This is a genomic window from Streptomyces sp. NBC_00210 (assembly GCF_045160975.1).
In the GTDB taxonomy this organism is placed as follows: domain Bacteria; phylum Actinomycetota; class Actinomycetes; order Streptomycetales; family Streptomycetaceae; genus Streptomyces.
Map to the genome: position 1 here is coordinate 6,527,141 of NZ_CP108120.1, position 22,317 is coordinate 6,549,457.

General features: G+C 71.3%; 26 protein-coding genes. 21 read left to right on the plus strand and 5 right to left on the minus strand.

The window, feature by feature from the left end; genetic code table 11:
* Nucleotides 1–251: 251 nt before the first annotated feature.
* Genes OG729_RS29465 through OG729_RS29480 form a run of 4 tightly spaced genes read left to right on the plus strand, consistent with a single transcriptional unit; the run spans nt 252 to nt 3,990 of the window.
* Nucleotides 252–1,481, plus strand: a complete 1,230-nt coding sequence (locus OG729_RS29465; protein WP_405808891.1) for an NYN domain-containing protein — start codon at nt 252–254, stop codon at nt 1,479–1,481.
* Between the two features lie 46 nt (nt 1,482–1,527).
* Nucleotides 1,528–2,493, plus strand: a complete 966-nt coding sequence (locus OG729_RS29470; RefSeq protein ID WP_360881724.1) for an ABC transporter ATP-binding protein — start codon at nt 1,528–1,530, stop codon at nt 2,491–2,493.
* Nucleotides 2,490–3,308, plus strand: coding sequence for an ABC transporter permease (locus OG729_RS29475; protein ID WP_405808892.1), 819 nt, complete (start codon nt 2,490–2,492; stop codon nt 3,306–3,308). The genes OG729_RS29470 and OG729_RS29475 overlap by 4 nt, the downstream gene beginning before the upstream one ends.
* A gap of 34 nt (nt 3,309–3,342) precedes the next feature.
* Nucleotides 3,343–3,990, plus strand: coding sequence for a DUF2567 domain-containing protein (locus OG729_RS29480; protein WP_360881670.1), 648 nt, complete (start codon nt 3,343–3,345; stop codon nt 3,988–3,990).
* Between the two features lie 319 nt (nt 3,991–4,309).
* On the opposite strand, the gene ybaK is transcribed toward OG729_RS29480, so the two are convergent.
* From ybaK to OG729_RS29500, 4 genes are all read right to left on the minus strand, one after another.
* On the minus strand, nt 4,310–4,804 hold the full coding sequence (gene ybaK / locus OG729_RS29485) for a Cys-tRNA(Pro) deacylase (protein WP_360881668.1): 495 nt from the start codon (nt 4,802–4,804) through the stop codon (nt 4,310–4,312).
* Between the two features lie 15 nt (nt 4,805–4,819).
* On the minus strand, nt 4,820–5,560 hold the full coding sequence (locus OG729_RS29490) for an LON peptidase substrate-binding domain-containing protein (RefSeq protein WP_360881666.1): 741 nt from the start codon (nt 5,558–5,560) through the stop codon (nt 4,820–4,822).
* An 11-nt stretch (nt 5,561–5,571) separates the two neighbouring features.
* On the minus strand, nt 5,572–6,594 hold the full coding sequence (locus OG729_RS29495) for a hypothetical protein (RefSeq protein WP_405808893.1): 1,023 nt from the start codon (nt 6,592–6,594) through the stop codon (nt 5,572–5,574).
* Nucleotides 6,595–6,723: 129 nt separating this feature from the next.
* A complete protein-coding gene (locus OG729_RS29500) occupies nt 6,724–8,328 on the minus strand; it encodes an oxidoreductase (RefSeq protein WP_360881662.1) in 1,605 nt (534 codons plus the stop codon).
* 230 nt (nt 8,329–8,558) lie between these two features.
* On the opposite strand from OG729_RS29500, the gene hisD reads away from it, so the two are divergent.
* From hisD to hisF, 8 genes are read left to right on the plus strand one after another with little or no spacing between them, the layout of a single operon-like run.
* Nucleotides 8,559–9,881 (plus strand): histidinol dehydrogenase, encoded by a 1,323-nt coding sequence (hisD, locus tag OG729_RS29505; protein WP_405808894.1) that lies wholly within the window; start codon nt 8,559–8,561, stop codon nt 9,879–9,881.
* Nucleotides 9,878–10,996 (plus strand): histidinol-phosphate transaminase, encoded by a 1,119-nt coding sequence (locus tag OG729_RS29510; protein WP_405808895.1) that lies wholly within the window; start codon nt 9,878–9,880, stop codon nt 10,994–10,996. The genes hisD and OG729_RS29510 overlap by 4 nt, the downstream gene beginning before the upstream one ends.
* Nucleotides 10,993–11,595 carry an imidazoleglycerol-phosphate dehydratase HisB gene (hisB, locus tag OG729_RS29515; RefSeq protein ID WP_360881656.1) on the plus strand — a complete coding sequence of 201 codons (603 nt, stop codon included), beginning with the start codon at nt 10,993–10,995 and terminating at the stop codon, nt 11,593–11,595. Before OG729_RS29510 ends, hisB begins: the two co-directional genes overlap by 4 nt.
* Before the next feature lie 4 nt (nt 11,596–11,599).
* The gene (locus tag OG729_RS29520; protein ID WP_360881654.1) at nt 11,600–11,767 is read left to right on the plus strand and encodes a hypothetical protein; all 168 of its coding nucleotides are present in this window, start codon (nt 11,600–11,602) and stop codon (nt 11,765–11,767) included.
* Nucleotides 11,764–12,405 carry an imidazole glycerol phosphate synthase subunit HisH gene (gene hisH, locus OG729_RS29525; protein ID WP_360881652.1) on the plus strand — a complete coding sequence of 214 codons (642 nt, stop codon included), beginning with the start codon at nt 11,764–11,766 and terminating at the stop codon, nt 12,403–12,405. The genes OG729_RS29520 and hisH overlap by 4 nt, the downstream gene beginning before the upstream one ends.
* A complete protein-coding gene (gene priA, locus OG729_RS29530) occupies nt 12,405–13,130 on the plus strand; it encodes a bifunctional 1-(5-phosphoribosyl)-5-((5-phosphoribosylamino)methylideneamino)imidazole-4-carboxamide isomerase/phosphoribosylanthranilate isomerase PriA (RefSeq protein WP_360881650.1) in 726 nt (241 codons plus the stop codon). The genes hisH and priA overlap by 1 nt, the downstream gene beginning before the upstream one ends.
* Nucleotides 13,127–13,525: a RidA family protein gene (locus OG729_RS29535; RefSeq protein WP_360881648.1), complete on the plus strand. Its 399-nt coding sequence runs from the start codon at nt 13,127–13,129 to the stop codon at nt 13,523–13,525. Before priA ends, OG729_RS29535 begins: the two co-directional genes overlap by 4 nt.
* Nucleotides 13,522–14,277, plus strand: coding sequence for an imidazole glycerol phosphate synthase subunit HisF (hisF, locus tag OG729_RS29540; protein WP_360881646.1), 756 nt, complete (start codon nt 13,522–13,524; stop codon nt 14,275–14,277). Before OG729_RS29535 ends, hisF begins: the two co-directional genes overlap by 4 nt.
* A gap of 47 nt (nt 14,278–14,324) precedes the next feature.
* Here the strand turns inward: hisF and OG729_RS29545 are convergent, their stop codons facing one another.
* A complete protein-coding gene (locus OG729_RS29545) occupies nt 14,325–14,960 on the minus strand; it encodes a TIGR03085 family metal-binding protein (RefSeq protein WP_360881644.1) in 636 nt (211 codons plus the stop codon).
* A 76-nt stretch (nt 14,961–15,036) separates the two neighbouring features.
* Here OG729_RS29545 and hisI point away from each other — a divergent pair, with 76 nt between their 5' ends.
* The 9 genes from hisI to trpA all read left to right on the plus strand — a co-directional run bounded on the left by hisI (nt 15,037) and on the right by trpA (nt 22,257).
* Nucleotides 15,037–15,408, plus strand: coding sequence for a phosphoribosyl-AMP cyclohydrolase (gene hisI / locus OG729_RS29550; protein ID WP_405811330.1), 372 nt, complete (start codon nt 15,037–15,039; stop codon nt 15,406–15,408).
* An 11-nt stretch (nt 15,409–15,419) separates the two neighbouring features.
* The gene (locus tag OG729_RS29555; RefSeq protein WP_360881640.1) at nt 15,420–16,904 is read left to right on the plus strand and encodes an anthranilate synthase component I; all 1,485 of its coding nucleotides are present in this window, start codon (nt 15,420–15,422) and stop codon (nt 16,902–16,904) included.
* Nucleotides 16,905–16,921: 17 nt separating this feature from the next.
* On the plus strand, nt 16,922–17,569 hold the full coding sequence (locus OG729_RS29560) for a TIGR02234 family membrane protein (RefSeq protein WP_360881638.1): 648 nt from the start codon (nt 16,922–16,924) through the stop codon (nt 17,567–17,569).
* Between the two features lie 137 nt (nt 17,570–17,706).
* Complete coding sequence (locus OG729_RS29565) at nt 17,707–17,985, plus strand: HGxxPAAW family protein (protein ID WP_405808898.1); 279 nt, start codon at nt 17,707–17,709, stop codon at nt 17,983–17,985.
* Between the two features lie 205 nt (nt 17,986–18,190).
* The gene (locus tag OG729_RS29570; RefSeq protein WP_405811332.1) at nt 18,191–18,643 is read left to right on the plus strand and encodes a DUF2752 domain-containing protein; all 453 of its coding nucleotides are present in this window, start codon (nt 18,191–18,193) and stop codon (nt 18,641–18,643) included.
* A 112-nt stretch (nt 18,644–18,755) separates the two neighbouring features.
* Nucleotides 18,756–19,565, plus strand: a complete 810-nt coding sequence (trpC, locus tag OG729_RS29575) for an indole-3-glycerol phosphate synthase TrpC (RefSeq protein ID WP_360881632.1) — start codon at nt 18,756–18,758, stop codon at nt 19,563–19,565.
* 7 nt (nt 19,566–19,572) lie between these two features.
* Nucleotides 19,573–19,812, plus strand: coding sequence for a tryptophan biosynthesis modulator TrpM (trpM, locus tag OG729_RS29580; RefSeq protein ID WP_360881630.1), 240 nt, complete (start codon nt 19,573–19,575; stop codon nt 19,810–19,812).
* Nucleotides 19,813–20,203: 391 nt separating this feature from the next.
* Nucleotides 20,204–21,445, plus strand: coding sequence for a tryptophan synthase subunit beta (gene trpB / locus OG729_RS29585; protein ID WP_360881628.1), 1,242 nt, complete (start codon nt 20,204–20,206; stop codon nt 21,443–21,445).
* Nucleotides 21,442–22,257, plus strand: a complete 816-nt coding sequence (gene trpA, locus OG729_RS29590; RefSeq protein ID WP_405808901.1) for a tryptophan synthase subunit alpha — start codon at nt 21,442–21,444, stop codon at nt 22,255–22,257. Before trpB ends, trpA begins: the two co-directional genes overlap by 4 nt.
* Nucleotides 22,258–22,317: the final 60 nt, after the last annotated feature.

The following is a 22,317-nucleotide window of genomic DNA, read 5'->3' on the forward strand; positions in this document are numbered from 1 at the left end:
GGGCCAGGGCCGCTGTCAGACTCACATACGGGATAAACCGCCGCATTTTGGATCATTGCGGTGTGTAACGGGCGTTTGTTGTGCGCCGGTCCGCGGATCCGCCACGCCGATGATCGAGTTCCGGCCGTTAACCCTCCGGTGGTCGGGCAGACTCGAAGGAAACCCGGAACAATCCCCGATCCGGACTCTTCCCGGATCCGGATTTTTCCTCGATTCTCCGATCCCGAGGTTCCCGAAAGAGGGTGGAACGCGTGGACCGCTGCGTAGTCCTGGTGGACGCCGGATATCTGCTGGGCGCCGCCGCGAGTCTTCTCGCCGGGGAACCGGCGCGTTCCCGGATCACTGTCGACCACGCCGCCCTCATCCAGGGCCTGCGAGAGCTCGCCGAGGCCGATACGGAGCGCCCACTGCTGCGTATCTACTGGTTCGACGGCGCCCCCGACCGCGTACCGCAACCCGAACACCGGCGGCTGCGCGTCATGCCACGGGTGACGGTCCGGCTCGGCGCCCTGACCCGCAGCGACGGCCGCTGGGCGCAGAAGGGTGTGGATGCGGCCATGCACGCCGAGCTCACCGAACTCGCCAGAAACCGTGCCTGCTCCGATGTGGTCCTGGTGACGGGCGACGGGGATCTGCTGCCCGGTCTGATGTCCGCCAAGGAGCACGGAGTCGCCGTCCATCTCTGGGCGGTGCAGGCCGCCGACGGCGACTACAACCAGTCCGAGGACCTGGTGGCCGAGGCCGACGAGCGCCGGGTGCTCGACCGGGCCTGGATCACCCGTGCGGTACGGGCCAAGGAACTCACCGGCATCTGCGCGCCACCGCCCGTGCCCCGCCCCGAGATTGCGGCCATCCTCTCCGCGCCGCTGCCCGAGTCGGCGCTGGCTGCCTCGCAGGAGCGTGCCGCCGAGGCCGTACGCAACGGCTCGCAGCCCGCCCCCTCGGAGAACGGCTCCGAGGAGGTCCCGGCCCCCGCGGCGAAAGGCGTCCCCACCCCCAAGGACCTGGCAGGCCTGCGCGCCCCCGGGCAGCACTCGGCGCCGCACCCGGCCAGTGCCACGCTGCGCTGGTCCTCCGACAAGGGCTGGGTCGAGCGCCCCGGTGCCGGGCCGCTGGGCGAGCCGGCGGAGACCGCTTTGCTGCCGACGCTGGCCCAGCTCACCACCGCCGAACAGCGCTGGGCCGACCGCGAGGAGGACATCACCACGGTCGGCGGCGACCCCTTCGAGGTAGGCCAGGTCTTCGCCCGGCGCTGGATGGAACGGTTGGCCGAGTCAAGCCACGTGCAGAAGTTGTCCACCATGTATCCGCGCATCCCGCACCGCATCGACGGTGAACTGCTGCGCTACGCCGCGCGCTTCGGGCTGCTCGCGCACAAGGACGACCAGATCGACGAGCACGACCGCTATGCGATCCGGGCAGGATTCTGGCGCGAGATCGATGTGCGCGCGGCCGCGGAACACGCCCCCGCGGGGGAATAGCCCTGCCGACCCCGTAGGCTCGTCCCTTGTGAGTACGGTGTGCGTGGTGCGGGATCTGGTCAAAACGTACCCCGCCGTGCGCAGTCGCCGCGGGGCTCCGGGAACGCCTGAGGTACGCGCCACCGACGGGATCTCCCTCCAGGTGCGGCGTGGCGAGATCTTTGGTCTGCTCGGGCCCAATGGCGCCGGCAAGTCCACCCTGGTACGGCAGCTCACCGGGCTGATGCGCCCGGATGCGGGCAGCGTCGAGGTGCTGGGCCACGATCTTGTACGCCACCCGGAGCGGGCCGCCCGGCTCATCGGCTACCTGGGCCAGCAGTCCACCGCACTCGACGAACTGACCGTCGCGCTCGCCGCCGAGACCACGGGACGGCTGCGCGGCCTTTCCGTGCGGGACGCGCGGGCCGAACGGGACGCCGTACTGGACGAGCTCGGTCTCACCGAGCTCGCCACGCGTCCGCTGAAGAAGCTGTCCGGCGGGCAGCGGCGGCTGGCGTGCTTCGCGGCGACGCTGGTGGGGGAGCGGCCGGTGCTGGTACTGGACGAGCCGACCACCGGCATGGATCCCGTCGCGCGGCGCGCGGTGTGGGCCGCGGTCGACCGGCGACGGGCCGAGAACGGGGCCACCGTCCTGCTCGTCACCCACAACGTCATCGAGGCCGAGACCGTACTGGACCGGGTCGCCGTGCTGGAGCGCGGCCGTGTCATCGCCTGCGACACCCCGACAGGGCTCAAGGAGCGGATCGCCGGTGAGGTGCGGGTCGAGCTGGTGTGGCGCGAGCGGGCGCCGCTGGAGGTGCCCGAGGTCGCCGCGCTGCGTGCCCTGGCGCAGGAGTCCGGGCGCCGTTGGGTGTTCAGGCTGGCGCCGGACGAGGCGCGGGCGGCGGTCGCGGCCGTGACGGGCGGCGCGGCCTTCGCGGCGCTCGACGACTTCACGCTGGCCACGCCCAGCCTGGAGGACGTGTACTTGGCGCTCGGCGGGAACGCGACGAAGGGGCTGGTCAAGGCGTGAGCATCGTGCCCGCGGAGGTGGTGTCCGCGAAGGTCTCAGTGGAGAGCCGGGCCGCGGCCGCCGCGCCGCTCGCGCCGCGGGCGCGGCTGCTGCCCGCGCTCGGCGCCGTGTACCGCGCGCAGCTGTCGCGGGCGCGGGTCGCCCGGATCCCGCTGCTCTTCGTGGCGACCTTCCAGTCGATCGGGATCATGGTGCTGATGCGCGGGGTCGTCGACGGCGGCGGCGAGGCGCGGGCCGTCGTCGCCGGGTCGAGCGTCCTCGTCGTCGCGTTCGTCGCGCTCAATCTCCTCGCCCAGTACTTCGGGCAGCTGCGGGCCGGAGGCGGCCTCGACCACTACGCCACGCTGCCGGTGCCGCCCGCGGCGGTGGTGCTCGGTGCGGCGGGTGCGTACGCCTCCTTCACGGTGCCCGGGACTCTCGTCACGGCGATCGCCGGCAGCGTGCTCTTTCAGCTGCCGCTGACGCATCTGTGGGTGCTCGCCGCGGTGATCCCGCTCGCCGGGGCGGCCCTCGCCGGTCTTGGCGCGGCGCTCGGGCTGCTCGCGCCGCGCCAGGAACTGGCCACGCTGCTCGGGCAGTTGGGCATGTCCGCGGCGCTGCTGCTCGGGGTGCTGCCGGCCGACCGGCTGCCCGGTCCCGTCTCGTACGCGCGTGATCTGCTGCCGTCGACGTACGGAGTCGAGGCGCTCGCCAGAACCTTTGACGCGCGTCCCGACTGGGCGGTGGTGAGTCTCGACCTCGCGGTCTGCGCGGCGGTCGGTGTCGTTTCGCTGACGGTCGCGACGTGGGCGTACCGGCGGGCGGCAGTCCGGTGAGGCGCCGTCCGGGCAAGCCTGGCACGATGGCGGGGTGACCGCACCTCTGACTCCGCCGCACCAGCCTTCGCCGAACAACGACGACCCGTGGCAGTCGCCGCCGGCCGCGCCCTACCACGTACCGGGTGCGGAGGGCGGCGGTGCCGATCTGAAGACGGACCTGCGGGACGCGGCCGTGGTGCTGGTGGCCGTGGCGATCGCCGGTGTGGCGCTGGGGCTGCTGTGGCTGTGGCTGGCCCCGCGGGTGCCGCTGATCTCGAACGGCAAGGCCGTCTTCCTCAAGGACACGGAGGGCGAGGAGGCGGTGGGTGCGGACGGTACGTTCGCGCTGCTGGCCCTCGCCTTCGGCGCGGTGAGCGCGGCGGCGGTGTTCTGGATCCGCAGGCGCGGGGGCATCGCGCTGGTGGTGGCGCTGGCCCTGGGCGGCCTGCTGGGCTCGCTGCTGGCGTGGGGCATCGGGGAGTGGTTCGGCCCGACGGACGACGTGGTGGCGCATGCGCGGGCGGTGGGGGAGGGCGTGACGTTCGACGCGCCACTGGAGCTGAAGGCGACGGGGGCGGTGCTGGCGTGGCCGGTGGCGGCGATGGTGGTTCACCTCGCGCTGACGGCGCTGTTCGGGCCGCGGGACCCGGAACCGGAGTGGCCCACGGGGTACGGACCGGGGCCCGGCGGACCGGCCTGACCTACCCGCCCCGTCCCGTAACCGGGGCTCCGCCCCGGACCCTCCCCCTACGCCCTGCGGGCGTGGGGGACCCCGTGTCCTCAATCGCGGGAGGGGCTTGATTGCCCGGGCGTATCAAGCCCGTCCGGCGCTTGAGGACTGGGGGTCTGGGGGCGAAGCCCCCAGTCGGGCCGGGCGGCGGCCGTGGTTGGCCCTGTGCTTGCGGACGCGCCACTTGCGTTTGCGGGTGCGTTTGGACATGCCGTGTCCTCTCCGCGTACGCGCTCCCCGACAGAGCGTCCCTACGGTCGTAGCCGAGGACCGCCCCGCCGTCGACCCCCTACGCGCGGCCGATCGGCGCCAGTACCGCCCCGGTCAGGGTCGCCAGGTCCGCGGGGGCCAGTTCGACCTCCAGGCCGCGGCGGCCCGCCGAGACGCAGATCGTCGGATGGCCGGACGCCGTCGCATCGAGGACCGTGCGCAGGCGCTTGCGCTGGCCGAGCGGAGAGATGCCGCCGCGGACATAGCCCGTCGTGCGCTCCGCCGCCACCGGGTCCGCCATCGTCGCCCGCTTCGCGCCCACCGCCGCCGCCAGCGCCTTGAGGTCCAGCTGGCCCGCCACCGGGACGATCGCCACCGTCAGTTCGCCGTCGACGTCCGCGACCAGGGTCTTGAAGACCCGGTCGGGGGAGACTCCGAGCGCGACGGCCGCCTCCTCGCCGTAGGAGGGCGACGCCGGGTCGTGGTCGTACGCATGCACCGTGAAGGCCGTGCCCGCCGCGGTCAGGGCGACCGTCGCGGGCGTGCCGCCGGACTTCTTGGGCTTCTTCGGCACGGCAGGCTGCTCCTGTCAGTTGGGGCTCGTCGGCGCCCGGGTCAGGTCGACCGCGGGCAGCGACGGCAGATGGCGGATCACCGCGGTCTCCGCGCGCAGCAGCGTCAGTTCCTCGCGCAGCCGGGTGGCCGTGTCCGGCGCCTGGAGCAGGCGTTGCTTCGTCGGGGTGTCGAGCACCGCCGCGGCCGCCACCAGATACGACACCACCGACGGCTCGTCCGGCAGATCCGCGCTCGTGGACAGCGACCTCTCCCGCGCCCCCGCCAGCCGCTTCTGGTAGCTGCGGAAGGCCCGCAGCACACCTTCCGCGAGGGCGCCCGCGCCGTCTCCGGACTCCTCCGGGAGCTCTTCGAGTTCCGCGGTCAGATACGGGCCGCTCGCGTCGACCGAGAGGAGCTTGACCCGGGTCGTTCCGGTGGCGAGCACCTCGAAGCTGCCGTCGTCGCGCTCGCGGATCGTCGCCGCGTCCGCGATACAGCCGACCCGGTGGAACGCCTGGATCGGGTCGGCGCCGAAGCCCGCCGCGGGACCCCGCTGGGGCAGCGCGGTCTGGTCCGGCATGCCGGGCGCGGTCGGCGCGACCTCGCGGCCGTCGCGGATGGCGACCACGGCGAAGCGGCGCGGCTCGGACTCGTCCGTCTTCAACAGCTCGCGCATCATGGCGCGATATCGCTCCTCGAAGACGTTCAAGGGCAGGACGAGGCCCGGGAACAGTACCGAGTTCAGCGGGAACAGAGGAAGACGTGCGGTTGTCACAACGGTCTAGCCTAATGGCCCATGGACCCGCTTCGTCCGGCCCTTGGGCGCAGAGGCATCGTCGATGCGATCTCGATCCGTACGCCGTCCCGCGCTTCGAGGAACTGCCCCAGCGGATCATCGGTGACCGACGTCCACGGAAATGACGTCGCATGCGGTCCGATCAGCCGGAACTGCTCCAGCGCATCCGCCCATCGTCCCCGCGCCACCAGCACGTACGCCAGCAGATTGCGCACCTCGGCCGGCCAGGGGTCCGCGGCCGCGTAGTCGCCCGAGAGCGTGATGGCGAGATCGGCCGCCGCGTCGATCCGGTCGTCCTGTACGGAGTTGGTGTCGCCGTTCAGCAACTGCGCGAACGCCGCCCGCACCGGCAGCGCCTGCACCAGCGAGCCCGGCAGCGAGTCCGCCGCGGCCTGCTCGGCGAAGTCGAAGCACTCGCGGTGCGAGCCGTACCACTGCGCGGACAGATACTGCAGGGCCGCGACATGGCAGCCGTAGTGGTGCGAGGAGCGGCGCACGGCCTGCTCCCACAGCGACTCGAAGGCCGTGTGCGTGGCATGCGTGCCGCGCGCGTGGTCCAGCGAGATCCGCCACGGAACCGGATCGTTTGTATCGCCCTCCGCCGCCGCGTCGATCAGCGGTCCCAGTTCACGCAGCCGCTCCGCCCTGGCCGGTGACTCCCACGCCCTGCGGACCGCGAGCTCGGCCTTGACGACCAGTGCGTCGGGGTCGCGCGGCGCCGCGGCGAGCCAGTTCGTCAGCCACTCGTCGCGGTTGTGCGCGAAGGTGGCGAGCCGCATCACATACCGGTCGCGGTTCTCCCACTCGGCCGATTCCCGGGTGGTCGCCAGCAGCTTGGCGGCCGGTTCGTACTCCCCGAGTGCGGCCGCGACCAGCGCCGGGCCCAGCCGCTCGTCGGGGGCGTCGAGCAGTACCGCCTCGGCGGGCGGCAGGCCGTCGGCCAGCCGCGGCGTATGACGGATCATGCGCGCGGTACGGATCAGAGCACGGAGCAATGACATGGTGCGGACCATTGAAAACTGCAGGTCGGAGGGCGCGCCAGAGGGCAGCTGTGAAGCTTTGGTAGCGGCACAATGGTTGTCCTGGCAAAAGTCAAGAGAGCGTAAAGAACTGGCTCATGGGCAGCGCAGCCCCCACCGCCCTCAACCACGGCGCAGCAGACGGGACGCGCCGGCCGCGACCGTCGTCGCGAGGATCCAGCCGAGCAGCACCAGCGCGGCCGATGCCCACTGCCAGCTGCTGTCGAGCTGCCAGTACCCGTCCTGGCCGAGATTGATCACCGGCACCAGCAGGTCCAGGGCATAGAGCGCCGCGTTCCACTGCGGGTGCTCGTCGGGCTTGATCGGCGCCGGATCGATCTGGGCGAAGGCCAGTGCGCCCATCGCCCAGAGCACCGCCATCCACAGCGCGGCCCGGCCCGGGCGGTAGCCGTACGCCACCGTCCAGTCCTGGAGATAGCCCCAGAGCTTCGCGGCCAGCGGCAGCGTCTCCCGGCGGCGGCGCTGCTTGGCGAGGAGCACCTCGCGGGCGTCCGCGTCCTCGCCGCTGTTGCGCAGCACGGTCGCGAGTCGTTCGTACGGCTCCGGGGAGTACTCCGGGGTCGCCGAAGCCACCCACTCCAGCCGGCGGCTGAGCGGGAAGGCCTCGTACGGGACGAGGTTCTCGTAGACGAAGCCGCCCATCGCGAGCCCACCGGGACCGGGCCAGCTCGCCGCCAGATCGATCAGCGTCACCACCTTCGCGCCGTTCAGCACGACGCGCCCCTCCTCGGGGCGCTCCGCGTTGAACCGCAGCTCCGGTGTGACGATCCGGCGCAGCGACAGCTCCTCGCGCGAGCTCAGCACAAAGCGCGCCCGGTGCAGATCGACCGCGTCACCGAAACGCCCGTCGTCCAGCCGCACCCCGCCGTGGCACTCGAAGGGCTGCAGCCGGGTGCCGCGCGCGGGCGTCCCGGCATTGGTGGCGATGCCGAACGGCGGAGTGGAGCCTTGGTTGCCCGTGGACTCGCTCACCCACGCGCCCGTCAGATAGAGCGTCCGCTCCACGCTCAGCTGCGGGGCGTTGAGTGCCCGCCGCTCGGCGGCCGCGCGCAGCCGGCTGCCGCGCAGGCTGAGCGAGACCCCCACCTTCGCGCCGCGCAGGCTGAACTCTCCGTAGGTCTCTATCAGTTCCGCCTGTAAGTCCTGCGCGACCGACATTCCGTCGGCGGTGATGGCCCGGCCCCGGCGGTCCGGCCGGACATGGATCTGGTTGAGCAGCAGATCGGTGCCGATCTGCGCATCGGTGAGCCGGATGCCGTGCTCGACCCGGCAGCGCGGCAGATGGAGATCACCCTCGGTGCGCAGCCGGGCGGCCTCTATCCGCGGGATCGCACAGCCGACCATGCGCACCGTGGTGAAGTGGGCCTCGGGCATCAGCAGTTCGCTCTCGAAGCGGCAGCCGTTCAGCTCGACATACGGGGCGATGCTGCCGCCCGCGAGCTTGAGGGTGCCGGTGATCTGCACCCCGCGGAGCTTGAGGGCCGCGACCCGGCCTGGCCGCGCGGGCGGTCCGCTGAGCAGCAGCCGGGCGACGATGCTCGCGCGGACGCTGCGCTCCTCGCCCCAGGGGCGTGGCGAGAAGGGATCGTTCAGCAAGGGGTTGGGATCGCTCAGGTCGTACGTACTCCCGTTTTTGAAGGCGTTCCACATGCGCAGCTCGGTCGGGCTCAGTCCGTCCGGCGGTCCGCCGTCCAGCGGCTCGGTCAATGCCGCTCCTCCGCTTCGTTATTTCGTACAGCTGTTCTTCCCGCTGTGTAACGGACTGAACGCTAGTGGTCATGGTCATGTTCCGAAACCAGGGGGGTGGCGCAAAGCGCCTCGTTGAGGGGCGGTGGTCGGTGGGGGCACCTCCCAGCGGTAGCTGGGGGAAGGTGGGCCCATATCAGCCAGTGATACGGACGACCACCGGCCGATTCCGGTCTGAGAGAATTGGTTCCGTGATCTCACGAATCGATCTGCGCGGCGACGCCCTCCCGGAGGGTGGCGCTCTGCGCGACCTGCTGCCCCGTGCCGAGTTCGACGTGGAAGCCGCCCTGGAGAAGGTGCGGCCCATCTGCGAGGCCGTGCATCATCGGGGCACCGCGGCGCTGATCGACTACGCGGAGAAGTTCGACGGCGTCAAGCTGAAGCAGGTGCGGGTGCCCGCGGCTGCCATCGCCGACGCCCTGGAGCAGCTGGACCCCAAGGTCAAGGCCGCCCTTCAGGAGTCGATCCGGCGCGCCAGGATTGTGCACCGGGCGCAGCGCCGCAGTGAGCACACCACCCAGGTCGTCCCCGGCGGCAGTGTCACCGAAAAGTGGGTACCGGTCGAGCGCGTCGGCCTGTACGCGCCGGGGGGCCGCTCCGTCTACCCCTCCTCCGTGATCATGAACGCCGTGCCGGCGCAGGAGGCGGGCGTCGAGTCCATCGCGCTCGCGTCGCCGCCGCAGAAGGAGTTCGGCGGACTGCCGCACCCGACGATTCTGGCGGCGTGCGCGCTGCTCGGCGTGGACGAGGTGTACGCCGTGGGTGGCGCCCAGGCCGTCGCCATGTTCGCGTACGGCACCGAGGAGTGCGCCCCCGCCAATATGGTCACGGGCCCGGGCAATATCTGGGTCGCCGCGGCCAAGCGGTACTTCACCGGCCGTATCGGAATCGACGCCGAGGCCGGACCGACCGAGATCGCGATCCTGGCCGACGGGAGTGCCGACCCGGTACACGTCGCCGCCGACCTGATCAGCCAGGCCGAGCACGACCCGATGGCCGCCGCCGTGCTGGTCACCGACTCCACCGAGCTGGCGGACGCGGTCGAGAAGGAGCTGGAGCCGCAGATCGCGGCCACCAAGCACATCGAGGACCGGATCGTCCCCGCGCTGAGCGGCAAGCAGTCCGCAATCGTCCTGGTCGACGGCGTCGCGGAAGGCCTGCGGGTCGTCAACGCCTACGGCGCCGAGCACCTGGAGATCCAGACCGCCGACGCCTCTGCGGTCGCCGCCCGCGTCCGCAACGCCGGCGCGATCTTCGTCGGCCCCTGGGCGCCGGTCTCGCTCGGCGACTACTGCGCGGGCTCCAACCACGTCCTGCCGACCGGCGGCTGCGCCTGCCACTCCTCCGGCCTGTCCGTGCAGTCCTTCCTGCGCGGGATCCACATCGTGGACTACACGCGGGACGCGCTCGCCGAGGTCACCCACCACGTGGTGACGCTCGCGGAGGCCGAGGACCTGCCGGCGCACGGCGCCGCGATGAAGGCGCGCTTCGAATGGAAGGTGCCGAAGGCATGACGGGCATCGACGACCTTCCCGTACGGGACGAGCTGCGCGGCAAGTCCCCTTACGGCGCGCCCCAGTTGGACGTTCCCGTACAGCTGAACACCAACGAGAACCCCTACCCGCTGCCCGAGCCGCTCGTCGAACGGATCGCCGAGCGGGTCGCCGAGGCCGCGCGTGGGCTCAACCGCTACCCCGACCGGGACGCGGTGGAGCTGCGCACGGAGCTGGCCGCGTATCTGACCCGGACCGGAAAGCACCCGGTCGGCATCGAGAACGTATGGGCGGCCAACGGCTCCAACGAGGTCATCCAGCAGCTGCTGCAGACCTTCGGCGGCCCGGGCCGTACCGCGATCGGCTTCGAGCCCTCGTACTCGATGCACGCGCTCATCGCGCGCGGCACCGGCACCGGCTGGATCTCGGGCCCGCGCAACGACGACTTCACCATCGACCTCGCGGCGGCCGGGCAGGCCATCGCCGAGAACGCGCCGGACGTCGTCTTCATCACCTCGCCCAACAACCCCACGGGCACCGCGGTCGAGGCCGAAACGGTGCTCGCGCTGTACGAGGCCGCCCAGGCCGCCAAGGCTGCTCATGCCGGGGCGATAGTCGTGGTCGACGAGGCGTACGTCGAATTCAGCCACCGCCCCTCGCTGCTGCCGCTGATCGAGGGCCGGCCGCATCTGGTGGTCTCGCGCACCATGTCCAAGGCCTTCGGCGCGGCCGGTCTGCGCCTGGGCTATCTGGCCGCGGACCCCGCCGTGGTCGACGCCGTCCAGCTGGTGCGGCTGCCGTATCACCTGTCGGCCGTCACCCAGGCCACCGCGCTCGCCGCGCTGGAGCACACCGATACGCTGCTCGGGTATGTCGAGCAGCTGAAGACCGAGCGGGACCGGCTGGTCGCCGAGCTGCGGGCGATCGGCTGGGAGGTCACCGAATCGGACGCGAACTTCGTGCAGTTCGGCCGTTTCGCCGACAGCCACGAGGCCTGGCAGAAGATCCTGGACCGCGGCGTCCTGGTACGTGACAACGGGGTGCCCGGGTGGCTGCGCGTCACCGCCGGCACCCCCGAAGAGAACGACGCGTTCCTCGACGCGGTTCGTGAGCTGAAGAAGGAGTACGACGTATGACTCGCGAGGGTCGTGTTGGAAGAGCGGAACGCACCACCAAGGAGACTTCGGTCCTCGTCGAGATCGACCTCGACGGTCACGGAAAGGTCGATGTGTCGACCGGGGTCGGCTTCTACGACCACATGCTCGACCAGCTCGGCCGCCACGGTCTGTTCGACCTCACCGTGAAGACCGAGGGCGATCTGCACATCGACTCGCACCACACCATCGAGGACACCGCCCTCGCCCTGGGTGCCGCCTTCAAGCAGGCGCTCGGCGACAAGGTGGGGATCTACCGATTCGGCAACTGCACCGTGCCGCTGGACGAGTCCCTCGCCCAGGTCACGGTGGACCTCTCGGGCCGCCCCTACCTCGTGCACACCGAGCCCGAGAACATGGCGCCCATGATCGGCTCGTACGACACGACGATGACCCGGCACATCCTGGAGTCCTTCGTCGCACAGGCCCAGATCGCGCTGCACGTGCACGTCCCGTACGGGCGCAATGCGCACCACATCGTGGAGTGCCAGTTCAAGGCGCTGGCCCGGGCCCTGCGCTACGCCTGTGAGCGCGACCCGCGCGCCGCCGGCATCCTCCCCTCCACGAAGGGCGCCCTGTAACTCCATGACCGGCCTCTCCACCGTCCTCATTGTCGTCGGGCTGTTCCTCGCCGGCGGTGTCTACTCGTTCGTGAAGCAGGACCTGCCCAAGGGCCCGATCGTGCTCCTCGGCATCGGCTCGGCGATGTGCCTGGTCGCCGGTGTCCTGCGGATTCAGGGGATCTGGGCATGACCGCGAGCAAGAAAGTCGTCGTCTTCGACTACGGATTCGGCAATGTCCGCTCCGCCGAGCGGGCGCTGGCCCGGGTCGGCGCGGATGTCGAGATCACCCGTGACTTCGACCGGGCGATGAACGCCGACGGGCTGCTCGTGCCCGGCGTCGGCGCCTTCGCCGCCTGCATGGAGGGCCTGAAGAAGGCCCGCGGCGAGTGGATCGTCGGCCGCCGCCTCTCCGGCGGCCGCCCGGTCATGGGCATCTGCGTCGGCATGCAGATCCTCTTCGCGCGCGGCATCGAGCACGGAGTCGAGAGCGAAGGCCTCGACGAGTGGCCCGGCACGGTCGGCCCGCTCAAGGCCCCGATCGTCCCCCACATGGGCTGGAACACCGTCGAGGCGCCCGCCGACAGCCGGCTCTTCGCCGGACTCGACGCCGACGCCCGGTACTACTTCGTGCACTCCTACGCCGTGCACGAGTGGGAGCTGGAGGTCACCAACCCCGCCATCCGCGCGCCCCAGGTCACCTGGGCCACGCACGGCGAGCGCTTTGTCGCCGCCGTGGAGAACAACGCGCTGTGGGCGACGCAGTTCCACCCCGAGAAGTCCGGCGACGCCGGCGCCCAGCTGCTGACCAACTGGATTGAGACGCTGTAATGCCGAAGCTTGAACTCCTGCCCGCAGTCGACGTCCGCGACGGCCAGGCCGTACGCCTGGTGCATGGCGAGTCCGGTACGGAGACCTCGTACGGCTCCCCGCTGGAGGCGGCCCTGACCTGGCAGCGCGCCGGCGCCGAGTGGCTGCATCTGGTGGACCTGGACGCCGCGTTCGGCACCGGCGACAACCGGGCGCTGATCGCCGAGGTCGCCGGGGCCATGGACATCAAGGTCGAGCTCTCCGGCGGCATCCGCGACGACGCCTCGCTCGCGGCAGCGCTGGCCACCGGCTGCACCCGGGTCAACCTGGGCACTGCCGCGCTGGAGACTCCCGAGTGGGTCGCCAAGGTCATTGCCGAGCACGGCGACAAGATCGCGGTCGGCCTGGATGTACGCGGCACGACGCTGCGCGGCCGCGGCTGGACCCGCGACGGCGGCGACCTCTACGAGACGCTGGCCCGCCTCGACTCCGAGGGCTGCGCCCGTTACGTCGTCACCGACATCGCCAAGGACGGCACGCTGCAGGGCCCCAACCTGGAGCTGCTGCGGAACGTCTGCGCGGCCACCGACAAGCCCGTCGTCGCCTCCGGCGGCGTCTCGTCGCTGGACGACCTGCGTGCCATCGCGTCGCTCGTGCCGCAGGGTGTGGAGGGCGCGATCGTGGGCAAGGCGCTGTACGCGAAGGCGTTCACCCTGGAAGAGGCCTTGGAGGCTGTGTCCGGATGACCGAAGTACGGCGCGTGCAGAGCGGCAGTCCCTGGGAAGAGACCATCGGCTTCGCGCGCGCCGTCGCGGCGGGTGACCGGGTCCTCGTGGCGGGTACCACGTCCTTCAAGGGCCGGGTGCTGTACGGCGAGGGCGATCCGTACGAGCAGACGCGGGTGGCCTTCGGCAACGCCCTTGAAGCGCTGAAGGAATTCGGGCTCGGTGCCGAGTCGGTGATCCGCACCCGGATGTATCTGACCCATGTGCGCGATGTCGACGAGGTGTCCCGGGCACACAAGGAGTTGTTCGACTCCGTGCGCCCGGCCGCGACCCTCCTGGTGGTGGAGGGTTTCGTCGACCCGCGCATCCTGGTCGAAGTAGAAGTCGAAGCCTTCCGAGGAGCAGAGCAGTCATGACCCTCGCGGTCCGAGTCATTCCCTGCCTGGACGTGGACAACGGCCGGGTCGTCAAGGGCGTCAACTTCCAGAATCTGCGCGACGCCGGCGACCCCGTCGAGATGGCCAAGCTGTACGACGCCGAGGGCGCCGACGAGCTGACCTTCCTCGACATCACGGCCTCGTCCGGCAACCGGGAGACGACGTACGACGTGGTGCGCCGCACCGCAGAGCAGGTGTTCATCCCGCTGACCGTGGGCGGCGGCGTGCGCAGCGCGGACGATGTGGACAAACTGCTGCGCGCGGGCGCCGACAAGGTCGGCGTGAACACCGCGGCGATCGCCCGACCCGAGCTGATCCGCGAGATCGCCGAGCGCTTCGGCCGCCAGGTGCTGGTGCTGTCGGTCGACGCCCGCCGTACCGAGTCGGGATCGTTCGAGGTGACGACGCACGGCGGCCGCAAGGGCACCGGCATCGACGCCGTCGAGTGGGCACACCGGGCCGCCGATCTCGGTGCGGGCGAGATCCTGCTCAACTCGATGGACGCCGACGGCACGAAGGACGGCTACGACACGGAGATGATCGCGGCGGTACGGAAGCACGTCACCGTCCCGGTCATCGCCTCCGGTGGTGCGGGCAGGCTTGCGGACTTCCCGCCCGCGATTGCGGCGGGCGCGGACGCGGTGCTCGCGGCTTCGGTCTTCCACTTCGGCGATCTGCGCATCTCGCAGGTGAAGGACACCCTGCGGGAGGCCGGGCACCCGGTGCGCTGACGCCCCTGCGCAGAGCTGCCGCGCCGAAGCCCTGCCGCCAGGCCTGGTCACATGCCGAAGGGGCTGACCTCGTGCAGCCGGGCGATCGACTCCTTGTCGCCCTCCAGGTCCACCTGGGCCACGTCCTGCCGCCCGAACGCGAACATCGTCAGTTCACTCGGCTCCCCGGTCACGGTCACCACCGGAGTGCCGCGGTGGGCCACCGCCGTCTGCCCGTCCGTACGCCGCAGCACCAGACCCACCGGCGACCTGCGGCCCAGCAGCCGGGCCGCCTTCTCAAGACGCGACCACAGCGCGTTCTCGAACACCTGGTCCAGCGGGCGCGGCGTCCATTCCGGCTGCGCCCGCCGCACATCCTCGGAGTGCACAAAGAACTCGACGGTGTTCGCCGCCTCGTCGATCTGCTTGATCCCGTAGAACGACATGCGCGGTGGTCCCGTACGGATCAGCTGGATCAGCTCCTCGTACGGCTTCGAGGCGAATTCCGCCTGCACCCGCTCCAAACGGTCCCTGAGCGCGCCGAGCACAATCCCGCCCGCGGCGTCGGGCCGCCGCTCGCGCACCACCACATGGGCGGCGAGGTCCCGGGTCTGCCAGCCTTCACACAGAGTCCGGGCATCGGGGCCCACCGTCTCCAACAGGTCCGCGAGGATAAGTCGTTCACGCTTGGCATGGGTCGACATGCCCGCCAGCGTACGGCCGGGGCACCGGGTCCGCCCAGTGGACGCACCGCCCGCAGCCCTCGTCGGGCACGGCACAATGGGCCCTATGACCAGCAGTGTCCCCGCAAGCTCCCTCGATCCCGCCGTCGCCGCCCGCCTCAAGCGCAGCGCCGACGGCCTGCTCCCGGCCATCGCCCAGCAGTACGACACCGGCGAGGTGCTGATGCTCGGCTGGATGGACGACGAGGCCCTGCACCGCACCCTGACCACCGGCCGCTGCACCTACTGGTCCCGCAGCCGACAGGAGTACTGGGTCAAGGGCGACACCTCAGGCCATGTCCAGCACGTCAAGTCGGTGGCTCTGGACTGCGACGCCGACGCGATCCTCGTCAAGGTCGACCAGATCGGCGCCGCCTGCCACACAGGGGACCGCACCTGCTTCGACGCCGACGTTCTTCTGGACAAGTAGGGTCTGGCGCCATGGATCTCGAGACCTTCCGCAAGCTGGCCGCCGACCGTCGTGTCATTCCCGTCAGCCGCCGCCTCCTCGCGGACGGCGACACCCCGGTCGGCCTCTACCGCAAGCTCGCCGCCGAGCGGCCCGGCACCTTCCTCCTCGAGTCCGCCGAGAACGGCCGCTCCTGGTCGCGCTACTCGTTCGTGGGCGTCCACAGCGCGGGCACGCTCACCGAGCGTGACGGCCAGGCCCACTGGCTCGGCACCCCGCCGGTCGGCGTCCCGGTCGACGGCGACCCGCTCGAGGCCCTGCGCACGACCGTCGAGGCGCTGCACACTCCACGCGACCTCGCCTCCGGTATGCCGCCCTTCACCGGCGGCATGGTCGGCTATCTCGGGTACGACATCGTCCGCAGGCTCGAGAAGATCGGCCCCGGCGAGCGCGACGACCTGAAGCTCCCCGAGCTGACCATGCTGCTCACCTCGGACCTCGCTGTGCTCGACCACTGGGACGGCAGTGTCCTGCTGATCGCCAACGCCATCAACCACAACGACCTCGACACGGGCGTGGACGAGGCGTACGCGGACGCCGTCGCCCGTCTCGACGCCATGGAGAGCGATCTCGCCCGGCCGCTGGCATCGGTGCCCGCCGCGCTGCCGCCCTCCGAGCTGCCGGAGTTCTCCGCGCTGTGGGGCGGCAAGGCCTACCAGGACGCGGTCGACGACATCAAGGAGCGCATCCGGGCGGGCGAGGCCTTCCAGGTCGTGCCGTCCCAGCGGTTCGAAACCCCTTGCCGCGCAAGCGCGTTGGACGTCTACCGCGTGCTGCGGGCCACCAATCCGTCGCCGTACATGTACCTCTTCCGCTTCGACGGCTTCGACGTGGTGGGGTCCTCCCCCGAAGCTCTCGTCAAGGTCGAGGACGGGCACGCCATGGTGCACCCGATCGCCGGGACCCGGCCGCGTGGCGCGACGCCGCAGGAGGACCAGGCGCTCGCCGACGAGCTGCTGGCCGACCCCAAGGAGCGCGCCGAGCATCTGATGCTCGTCGACCTCGGCCGCAACGACCTGGGCCGGGTCTGTGCGCCGGGCACCGTCGAGGTCGTCGACTTCATGTCGATCGAGCGGTACTCCCACGTCATGCACATCGTCTCCACCGTGACCGGCCGGGTCGCCGAGGGCCGCAGCGCATTCGACGTGCTCACCGCCTGCTTCCCCGCGGGCACGCTGTCCGGTGCGCCCAAGCCCCGCGCGATGCAGATCATCGACGAGCTGGAGCCCTCACGACGCGGGCTGTACGGCGGCTGCGTCGGCTATCTCGACTTCGCCGGGGACTCCGACACCGCTATCGCCATCCGCACCGCGCTGCTGCGCGACGGCACGGCATACGTGCAGGCCGGAGCCGGTGTCGTGGCGGACTCGGACCCGGTCGGCGAGGACACCGAGTGCCGCAACAAGGCGGCCGCGGTGCTCCGCGCCGTACACACGGCGAACCGCCTGGGCGGTTGAATCGGCGGTAAGGGATAGTGGGGTATGTGAGTGCTGTACCCATACCCCAGCCACGCGCCGAAGCCGCTTCCGCCGCCATGAGCAGCCGGCGCAGCCTCGCCGCGGCCCTGTTCCTCGGCGCCGTGGGCGCGGCCGTCGTCCTGCTCGCCGGCGGCCAGATCTGGGCCGAGGGCACGGCGGCCGTCGGCGGCGGCAGCCTGCCGCTCGACGCCCAGGGCAGTGATGTCACCGGCGTCCCGACGGCGCTCGCGATCGTCGGCCTGGCCGCCCTCGTCGCCGTCTTCGCGGTCCGCAGGGCCGGCCGCCTGCTCGTCTCCGCACTGCTGGCCCTCAGCGGCGCGGGCGCGGCGCTCGCCGCCTTTCTGGGGGCCTCGGACAGCGCGGCACTCGACGAGAAGGCGGCAAAGGCCACCGGCGACAGCTCCGCCACCGTCGACGCCCTCACGCACACGCCCTGGCCCTATGTGACCGTGGCGGGCGGCCTGCTGATCCTGCTCGCGGGCCTGCTCGCGCTGCGGTACGGCAAGCGGTGGCCCGCGATGTCCGGGCGGTACGAGCGTGACGGCACCCCGAGGCCCCGGAAGGCCGCGGTCCTGGACCCGGACCGGCCCGAGGACCTCTGGAAGGCCCTGGACCGCGGCGAGGACCCGACGCAAGAAGCGTGAGGCCCGCCCCCGGCGAGAGACACAGCCGGCGTGACACACCCCACGTCAACGCATTCCACGGCGTACGGGACAATGATGGGTGAGCGTCCGGCTCACCACCGAGCAATCAGCCACAGAGCATCACGAGGAGCACACTCATGGCGGGCAGCAGCCACGGACACACCCCGGCCGCCTGGACCGGCGTCACCATCGCCTTCATCGGTTTCTGCATCGCAGGCGTCTTCATGGTGGCCGCCAATCCGCTCGGCTTCTGGGGCGGCATCGTCGTCATCCTCCTCGGCGGCGTTGTCGGCGGTGCGATGAAGGCCGCGGGCCTGGGCATGCCGAAGGAGTCCGAGGCGCAGGTGCGGGCCCGGGCGCAGGCGGGCCCGGCGACCGCCACGGCGCAGCCGGTCACGGCGGAGACGTCCGCCTGACGTCGTCCGTCTGAGGCCGTCCGACCGACGTCGTCCGTCTGAGGCCGTCCGACCGACGTCGTCCGTCTGAGGCCGTCCGACCGACGTCGTCCGTCTGAGGCCGTCCGACCGACGTCCGCCGCGGCACTGCCGTACGCAAGGCGCAGCCCCGTTCCCACCGGCTGCGCCTTTCCGCGTGAACGGGCAGAATCACGGGGTGGACGCCATGCCTTCCCCGCCCCCTTCGCCTCCTGCACCCTTTCCCGGCGAGCCCACTCCCGGGCCGCTCAGGCGGCGTCTTGCCGCGCCCCTGGGCGCCCTGGCAGGAGTCGCGGCGGCCTTCGCCTACGTCGGCACGGTCGATCCCAATGAACCGGGCCACTACCCGGTCTGCCCCCTGCTCCGTTTCACCGGGATCTACTGCCCCGGCTGCGGCGGCCTGCGCAGCGCGCACGCCTTCATCCACGGCGATCTGACCACCGCGCTCGGGTCCAATGCCATGGCCGTCGTGGGCTACGGAGTCTTCGCCGCGGTGTGGGTGGTGTGGCTGATTCGCGCGGTACGGGGCGTGCCCATGCGGATCGCCGTGGCACCGGTGTGGTGGTGGGCGCTCGGCGGCGTCGGGCTGATCTTCAGCGTGGTGCGGAACCTTCCGTTCGGCTCTGCTCTGGCTCCGTGAAGTCCCAGGTAGTGGGACAGCCGTCAACCGGATGCGAACCCCGGGCCCTCCTGCGGATACCATCGACATGGCTGATCCTGAACCATCACCGTCCCGGAAGGGGGCTGCTCGCGTGAGTGTGCTCGACGAGATCATTGAAGGCGTGCGCGCCGACCTCGCAGAGCGGCAGGCGCGTGTCAGCCTCGACGAGCTCAAGGAGCGCGCCGGCAAGGCTCCTGCGGCCAAGGACGGCGTCGCCGCGCTGCGTGGCGAGGGCGTCCATGTGATCTGCGAGGTCAAGCGCTCCAGCCCGTCGAAGGGCGCACTCGCCGCGATCGCCGACCCGGCCGGGCTCGCCGCGGACTACGAGGCGGGCGGCGCGGCCGTCATCTCCGTACTGACCGAGCAGCGCCGCTTCGGCGGCTCGCTCGAGGACCTGGAGGCCGTCCGCGCCCGGGTGGACATCCCGGTGCTGCGCAAGGACTTCATCGTCACCGCGTACCAGCTGTGGGAGGCCAGGGCGTACGGCGCCGACCTCGTGCTGCTGATCGTTGCCGCGCTGGAGCAGGAGGCGCTGGTCTCGCTGATCGAGCGCGCGGAGTCGATCGGGCTGACGCCGCTGGTCGAGGTGCACGACGAGGACGAGGTCGAGCGGGCGGTGGAGGCCGGCGCGAAGATCATCGGTGTCAACGCGCGCGACCTGAAGACGCTCCAGGTCGACCGGGCGACGTTCGATCGAGTCGCGCCCGAGATCCCGGCGCACATCGTCAAGATCGCCGAGTCCGGGGTGCGCGGTCCGCACGACCTGATCGCCTACGCCAATGCGGGTGCCGACGCCGTACTCGTCGGCGAGTCCCTGGTCACCGGCCGCGACCCGAAGTCGGCAGTCGCCGACCTGGTGGCCGCGGGCGCGCACCCGGCGCTGCGGCACGGGCGGAGCTGAGCCTTCGATGACCGTCCGCTGCGTCTGCCGACCGACCACCGCGGGCCGCTGCCCGCGGTGGGCCGGTGTGCGCGCCGGCGCCGGACTGCCCGCGCGGGACCCGCACGCACCGCTCGCGCGGGGCTGCAAGCCGCGCGGCTGCCGGGCGCCGGCCCGGCGGGTGCACGGTCGGCGGGTGCGGTATGTCATCGGCTCGGAGCCGGGACAGGTCAACGGCATGCGATGGCGCGGGGCCTGCGCGCGCTAGGCGGTGCCGTTGCGCGGGACTGTTCCCCTCCGCCCCTTTCCCGAATCGGGGCTCCGCCCCCAACCCCGTATGCGACCTTCGGCCGCATGTCCTCAATCTCCCCCAGACTTCGTCCGGGGGGACCCCCAGACGGGCTCGAATTTCCGCCGGTCGGCCTGAACCCTCAGGCCGACCGGCGGAAAGTCAGCCCAACCGGCGATTGAGGCGCTGGGGGTCCCCCCCCACGCCCCAGGGCGTAGGAGGCGGGTCCGGGGGCTGGCCCCGGCCACGGGATGGGGCGGGGCGAGGGAAAGACCCGCCGGTCACCGCCACCCTCAGCCACACGCGCGCATACCGTGTCCCCTGTACACCAGACTTCTGGGGCATAACGCCCCGACAAGGAGCATGTCGCATGTCGAGCGACTTCTTCATTCCCGACCCGGACGGTCAAGTCCCCAGCCCCGAGGGCTACTTCGGCGCCTTCGGCGGCAAGTTCATCCCCGAGGCCCTCGTCGCCGCCGTCGACGAGGTCGCCGTCGAGTACGACAAGGCAAAGGCCGACCCCGCCTTCGCCGCCGAGCTCAACGACCTCATGGTCAACTACACCGGCCGCCCCAGCGCGCTCACCGAGGTGCCCCGGTTCGCCGAGCATGCCGGCGGTGCGCGGGTCTTCCTGAAGCGGGAGGACCTGAACCACACGGGATCGCACAAGATCAACAACGTTCTCGGCCAGGCGCTGCTCACCAAGCGCATGGGCAAGACCCGCGTCATCGCCGAGACCGGCGCCGGCCAGCACGGCGTCGCCACCGCGACCGCCTGCGCGCTCTTCGGCCTCGAGTGCACGATCTACATGGGCGAGATCGACACCCAGCGCCAGGCCCTGAACGTGGCGCGGATGCGGATCCTCGGTGCCGAGGTGATCCCGGTGACCTCCGGCAGCCGGACCCTGAAGGACGCCATCAACGAGGCGTTTCGCGACTGGGTCGCCAATGTGGACCGTACGCACTATCTCTTCGGCACGGTCGCCGGACCGCACCCCTTCCCCGCCATGGTCCGCGACTTCCACCGGGTCATCGGCGTCGAGGCCCGCCGCCAGATCCTTCAGCGGGCCGGCCGGCTGCCGGACGTGGCCGTCGCCTGTGTCGGCGGCGGATCCAACGCGATCGGGCTGTTCCACGCCTTCATCCCGGACGCGGACGTACGCCTCGTGGGCTGCGAGCCCGCGGGCCACGGCATCGAGTCCGGCGAGCACGCGGCCACCCTGACCGCGGGCGAGCCCGGCATCCTGCACGGTTCGCGCTCGTACGTGCTGCAGGACGAGGAGGGCCAGATCACCGAGCCGTACTCGATCTCCGCCGGACTCGACTACCCGGGCATCGGCCCCGAGCACTCGTACCTCAAGGACATCGGCCGCGGTGAGTACCGCGCGGTGACCGACGACGAGGCCATGCGGTCGCTGCGGCTGCTGTCCCGTACCGAGGGCATCATCCCGGCGATCGAGTCCGCGCACGCGCTCGCCGGAGCGCTGGAGCTGGGCAAGGAGCTCGGCAAGGACGGGCTGATCCTGGTCAATCTGTCCGGCCGCGGCGACAAGGACATGGATACCGCCGCCCGGTACTTCGGGCTCTACGACGGCGAGGGGGACGCGAAGTGAGCGGGAACATCAAGCTGTTGAGCGAGACCCTGGCGCAGGCCAGGAGCGAGAACCGGGCCGCGCTCATCGCGTATCTCCCGGCCGGCTTCCCCACCGTCGACGGCGGCATCGAGGCGATCAAGGCCGCCCTCGACGGCGGCGCCGACGTGGTCGAGGTCGGACTGCCGCACAGCGACCCCGTCCTCGACGGCCCGGTCATCCAGACCGCCGACGACATCGCGCTCCGCGGCGGCGTGAAGATCGCCGACGTGATGCGTACTGTCCGCGAGGCGCACGAGGCCACCGGGAAGCCGGTGCTCGTCATGACGTACTGGAATCCGATCGACCGGTACGGCATCGAGCGCTTCACCGCCGAGCTCGCCGAAGCGGGCGGCGCGGGCTGCATCCTGCCCGACCTGCCGGTCGAGGAGGCCGGTGTGTGGCGAGAGCATGCGGAGAAGCACGGCCTCGCCACGGTCTTCGTCGTCGCGCCGAGCAGCAAGGATGCCCGGCTGGCGAAGATCACGGCGGCCGGTTCCGGCTTTGTGTACGCGGCATCGCTGATGGGCGTCACCGGCACCCGTGAGTCGGTGGGTGCGCAGGCCCAGGACCTGGTACGGCGTACCCGCGCTGCCACTGACCTGCCGGTCTGCGTGGGCCTCGGCGTTTCCAACCCCGATCAGGCCGCGGAGGTCGCCGGCTTCGCCGACGGCGTGATCGTCGGGTCCGCGTTCGTCAAGCGGCTCCTCGACGCCCCGGACCTCTCCGCGGGCCTGCTGGCCGTACGGGAACTCGCGGCCGATCTCGCCCAGGGCGTGCGCCGGGACCGGTAGCTCGTACGAGTGGATCTCGGACCGGGGAGGCATGCGACATGCCTCCCCGGTTCGTTTGCG

Coding starts and splice junctions, on each gene's coding strand:
- OG729_RS29495 (WP_405808893.1), bottom strand. CDS start 6,594: ATGGTCCGCACCATGTCATTGCTCCGTGCTCTGATCCGTACCGCGCGC.
- OG729_RS29510 (WP_405808895.1), top strand. CDS start 9,878: ATGACGGGCATCGACGACCTTCCCGTACGGGACGAGCTGCGCGGCAAG.
- hisB (WP_360881656.1), top strand. CDS start 10,993: ATGACTCGCGAGGGTCGTGTTGGAAGAGCGGAACGCACCACCAAGGAG.
- OG729_RS29520 (WP_360881654.1), top strand. CDS start 11,600: ATGACCGGCCTCTCCACCGTCCTCATTGTCGTCGGGCTGTTCCTCGCC.
- hisH (WP_360881652.1), top strand. CDS start 11,764: ATGACCGCGAGCAAGAAAGTCGTCGTCTTCGACTACGGATTCGGCAAT.
- priA (WP_360881650.1), top strand. CDS start 12,405: ATGCCGAAGCTTGAACTCCTGCCCGCAGTCGACGTCCGCGACGGCCAG.
- OG729_RS29535 (WP_360881648.1), top strand. CDS start 13,127: ATGACCGAAGTACGGCGCGTGCAGAGCGGCAGTCCCTGGGAAGAGACC.
- hisF (WP_360881646.1), top strand. CDS start 13,522: ATGACCCTCGCGGTCCGAGTCATTCCCTGCCTGGACGTGGACAACGGC.
- OG729_RS29545 (WP_360881644.1), bottom strand. CDS start 14,960: ATGTCGACCCATGCCAAGCGTGAACGACTTATCCTCGCGGACCTGTTG.
- hisI (WP_405811330.1), top strand. CDS start 15,037: ATGGGCCCTATGACCAGCAGTGTCCCCGCAAGCTCCCTCGATCCCGCC.
- OG729_RS29555 (WP_360881640.1), top strand. CDS start 15,420: ATGGATCTCGAGACCTTCCGCAAGCTGGCCGCCGACCGTCGTGTCATT.
- OG729_RS29565 (WP_405808898.1), top strand. CDS start 17,707: ATGGCGGGCAGCAGCCACGGACACACCCCGGCCGCCTGGACCGGCGTC.
- OG729_RS29570 (WP_405811332.1), top strand. CDS start 18,191: ATGCCTTCCCCGCCCCCTTCGCCTCCTGCACCCTTTCCCGGCGAGCCC.
- trpM (WP_360881630.1), top strand. CDS start 19,573: ATGACCGTCCGCTGCGTCTGCCGACCGACCACCGCGGGCCGCTGCCCG.
- trpB (WP_360881628.1), top strand. CDS start 20,204: ATGTCGAGCGACTTCTTCATTCCCGACCCGGACGGTCAAGTCCCCAGC.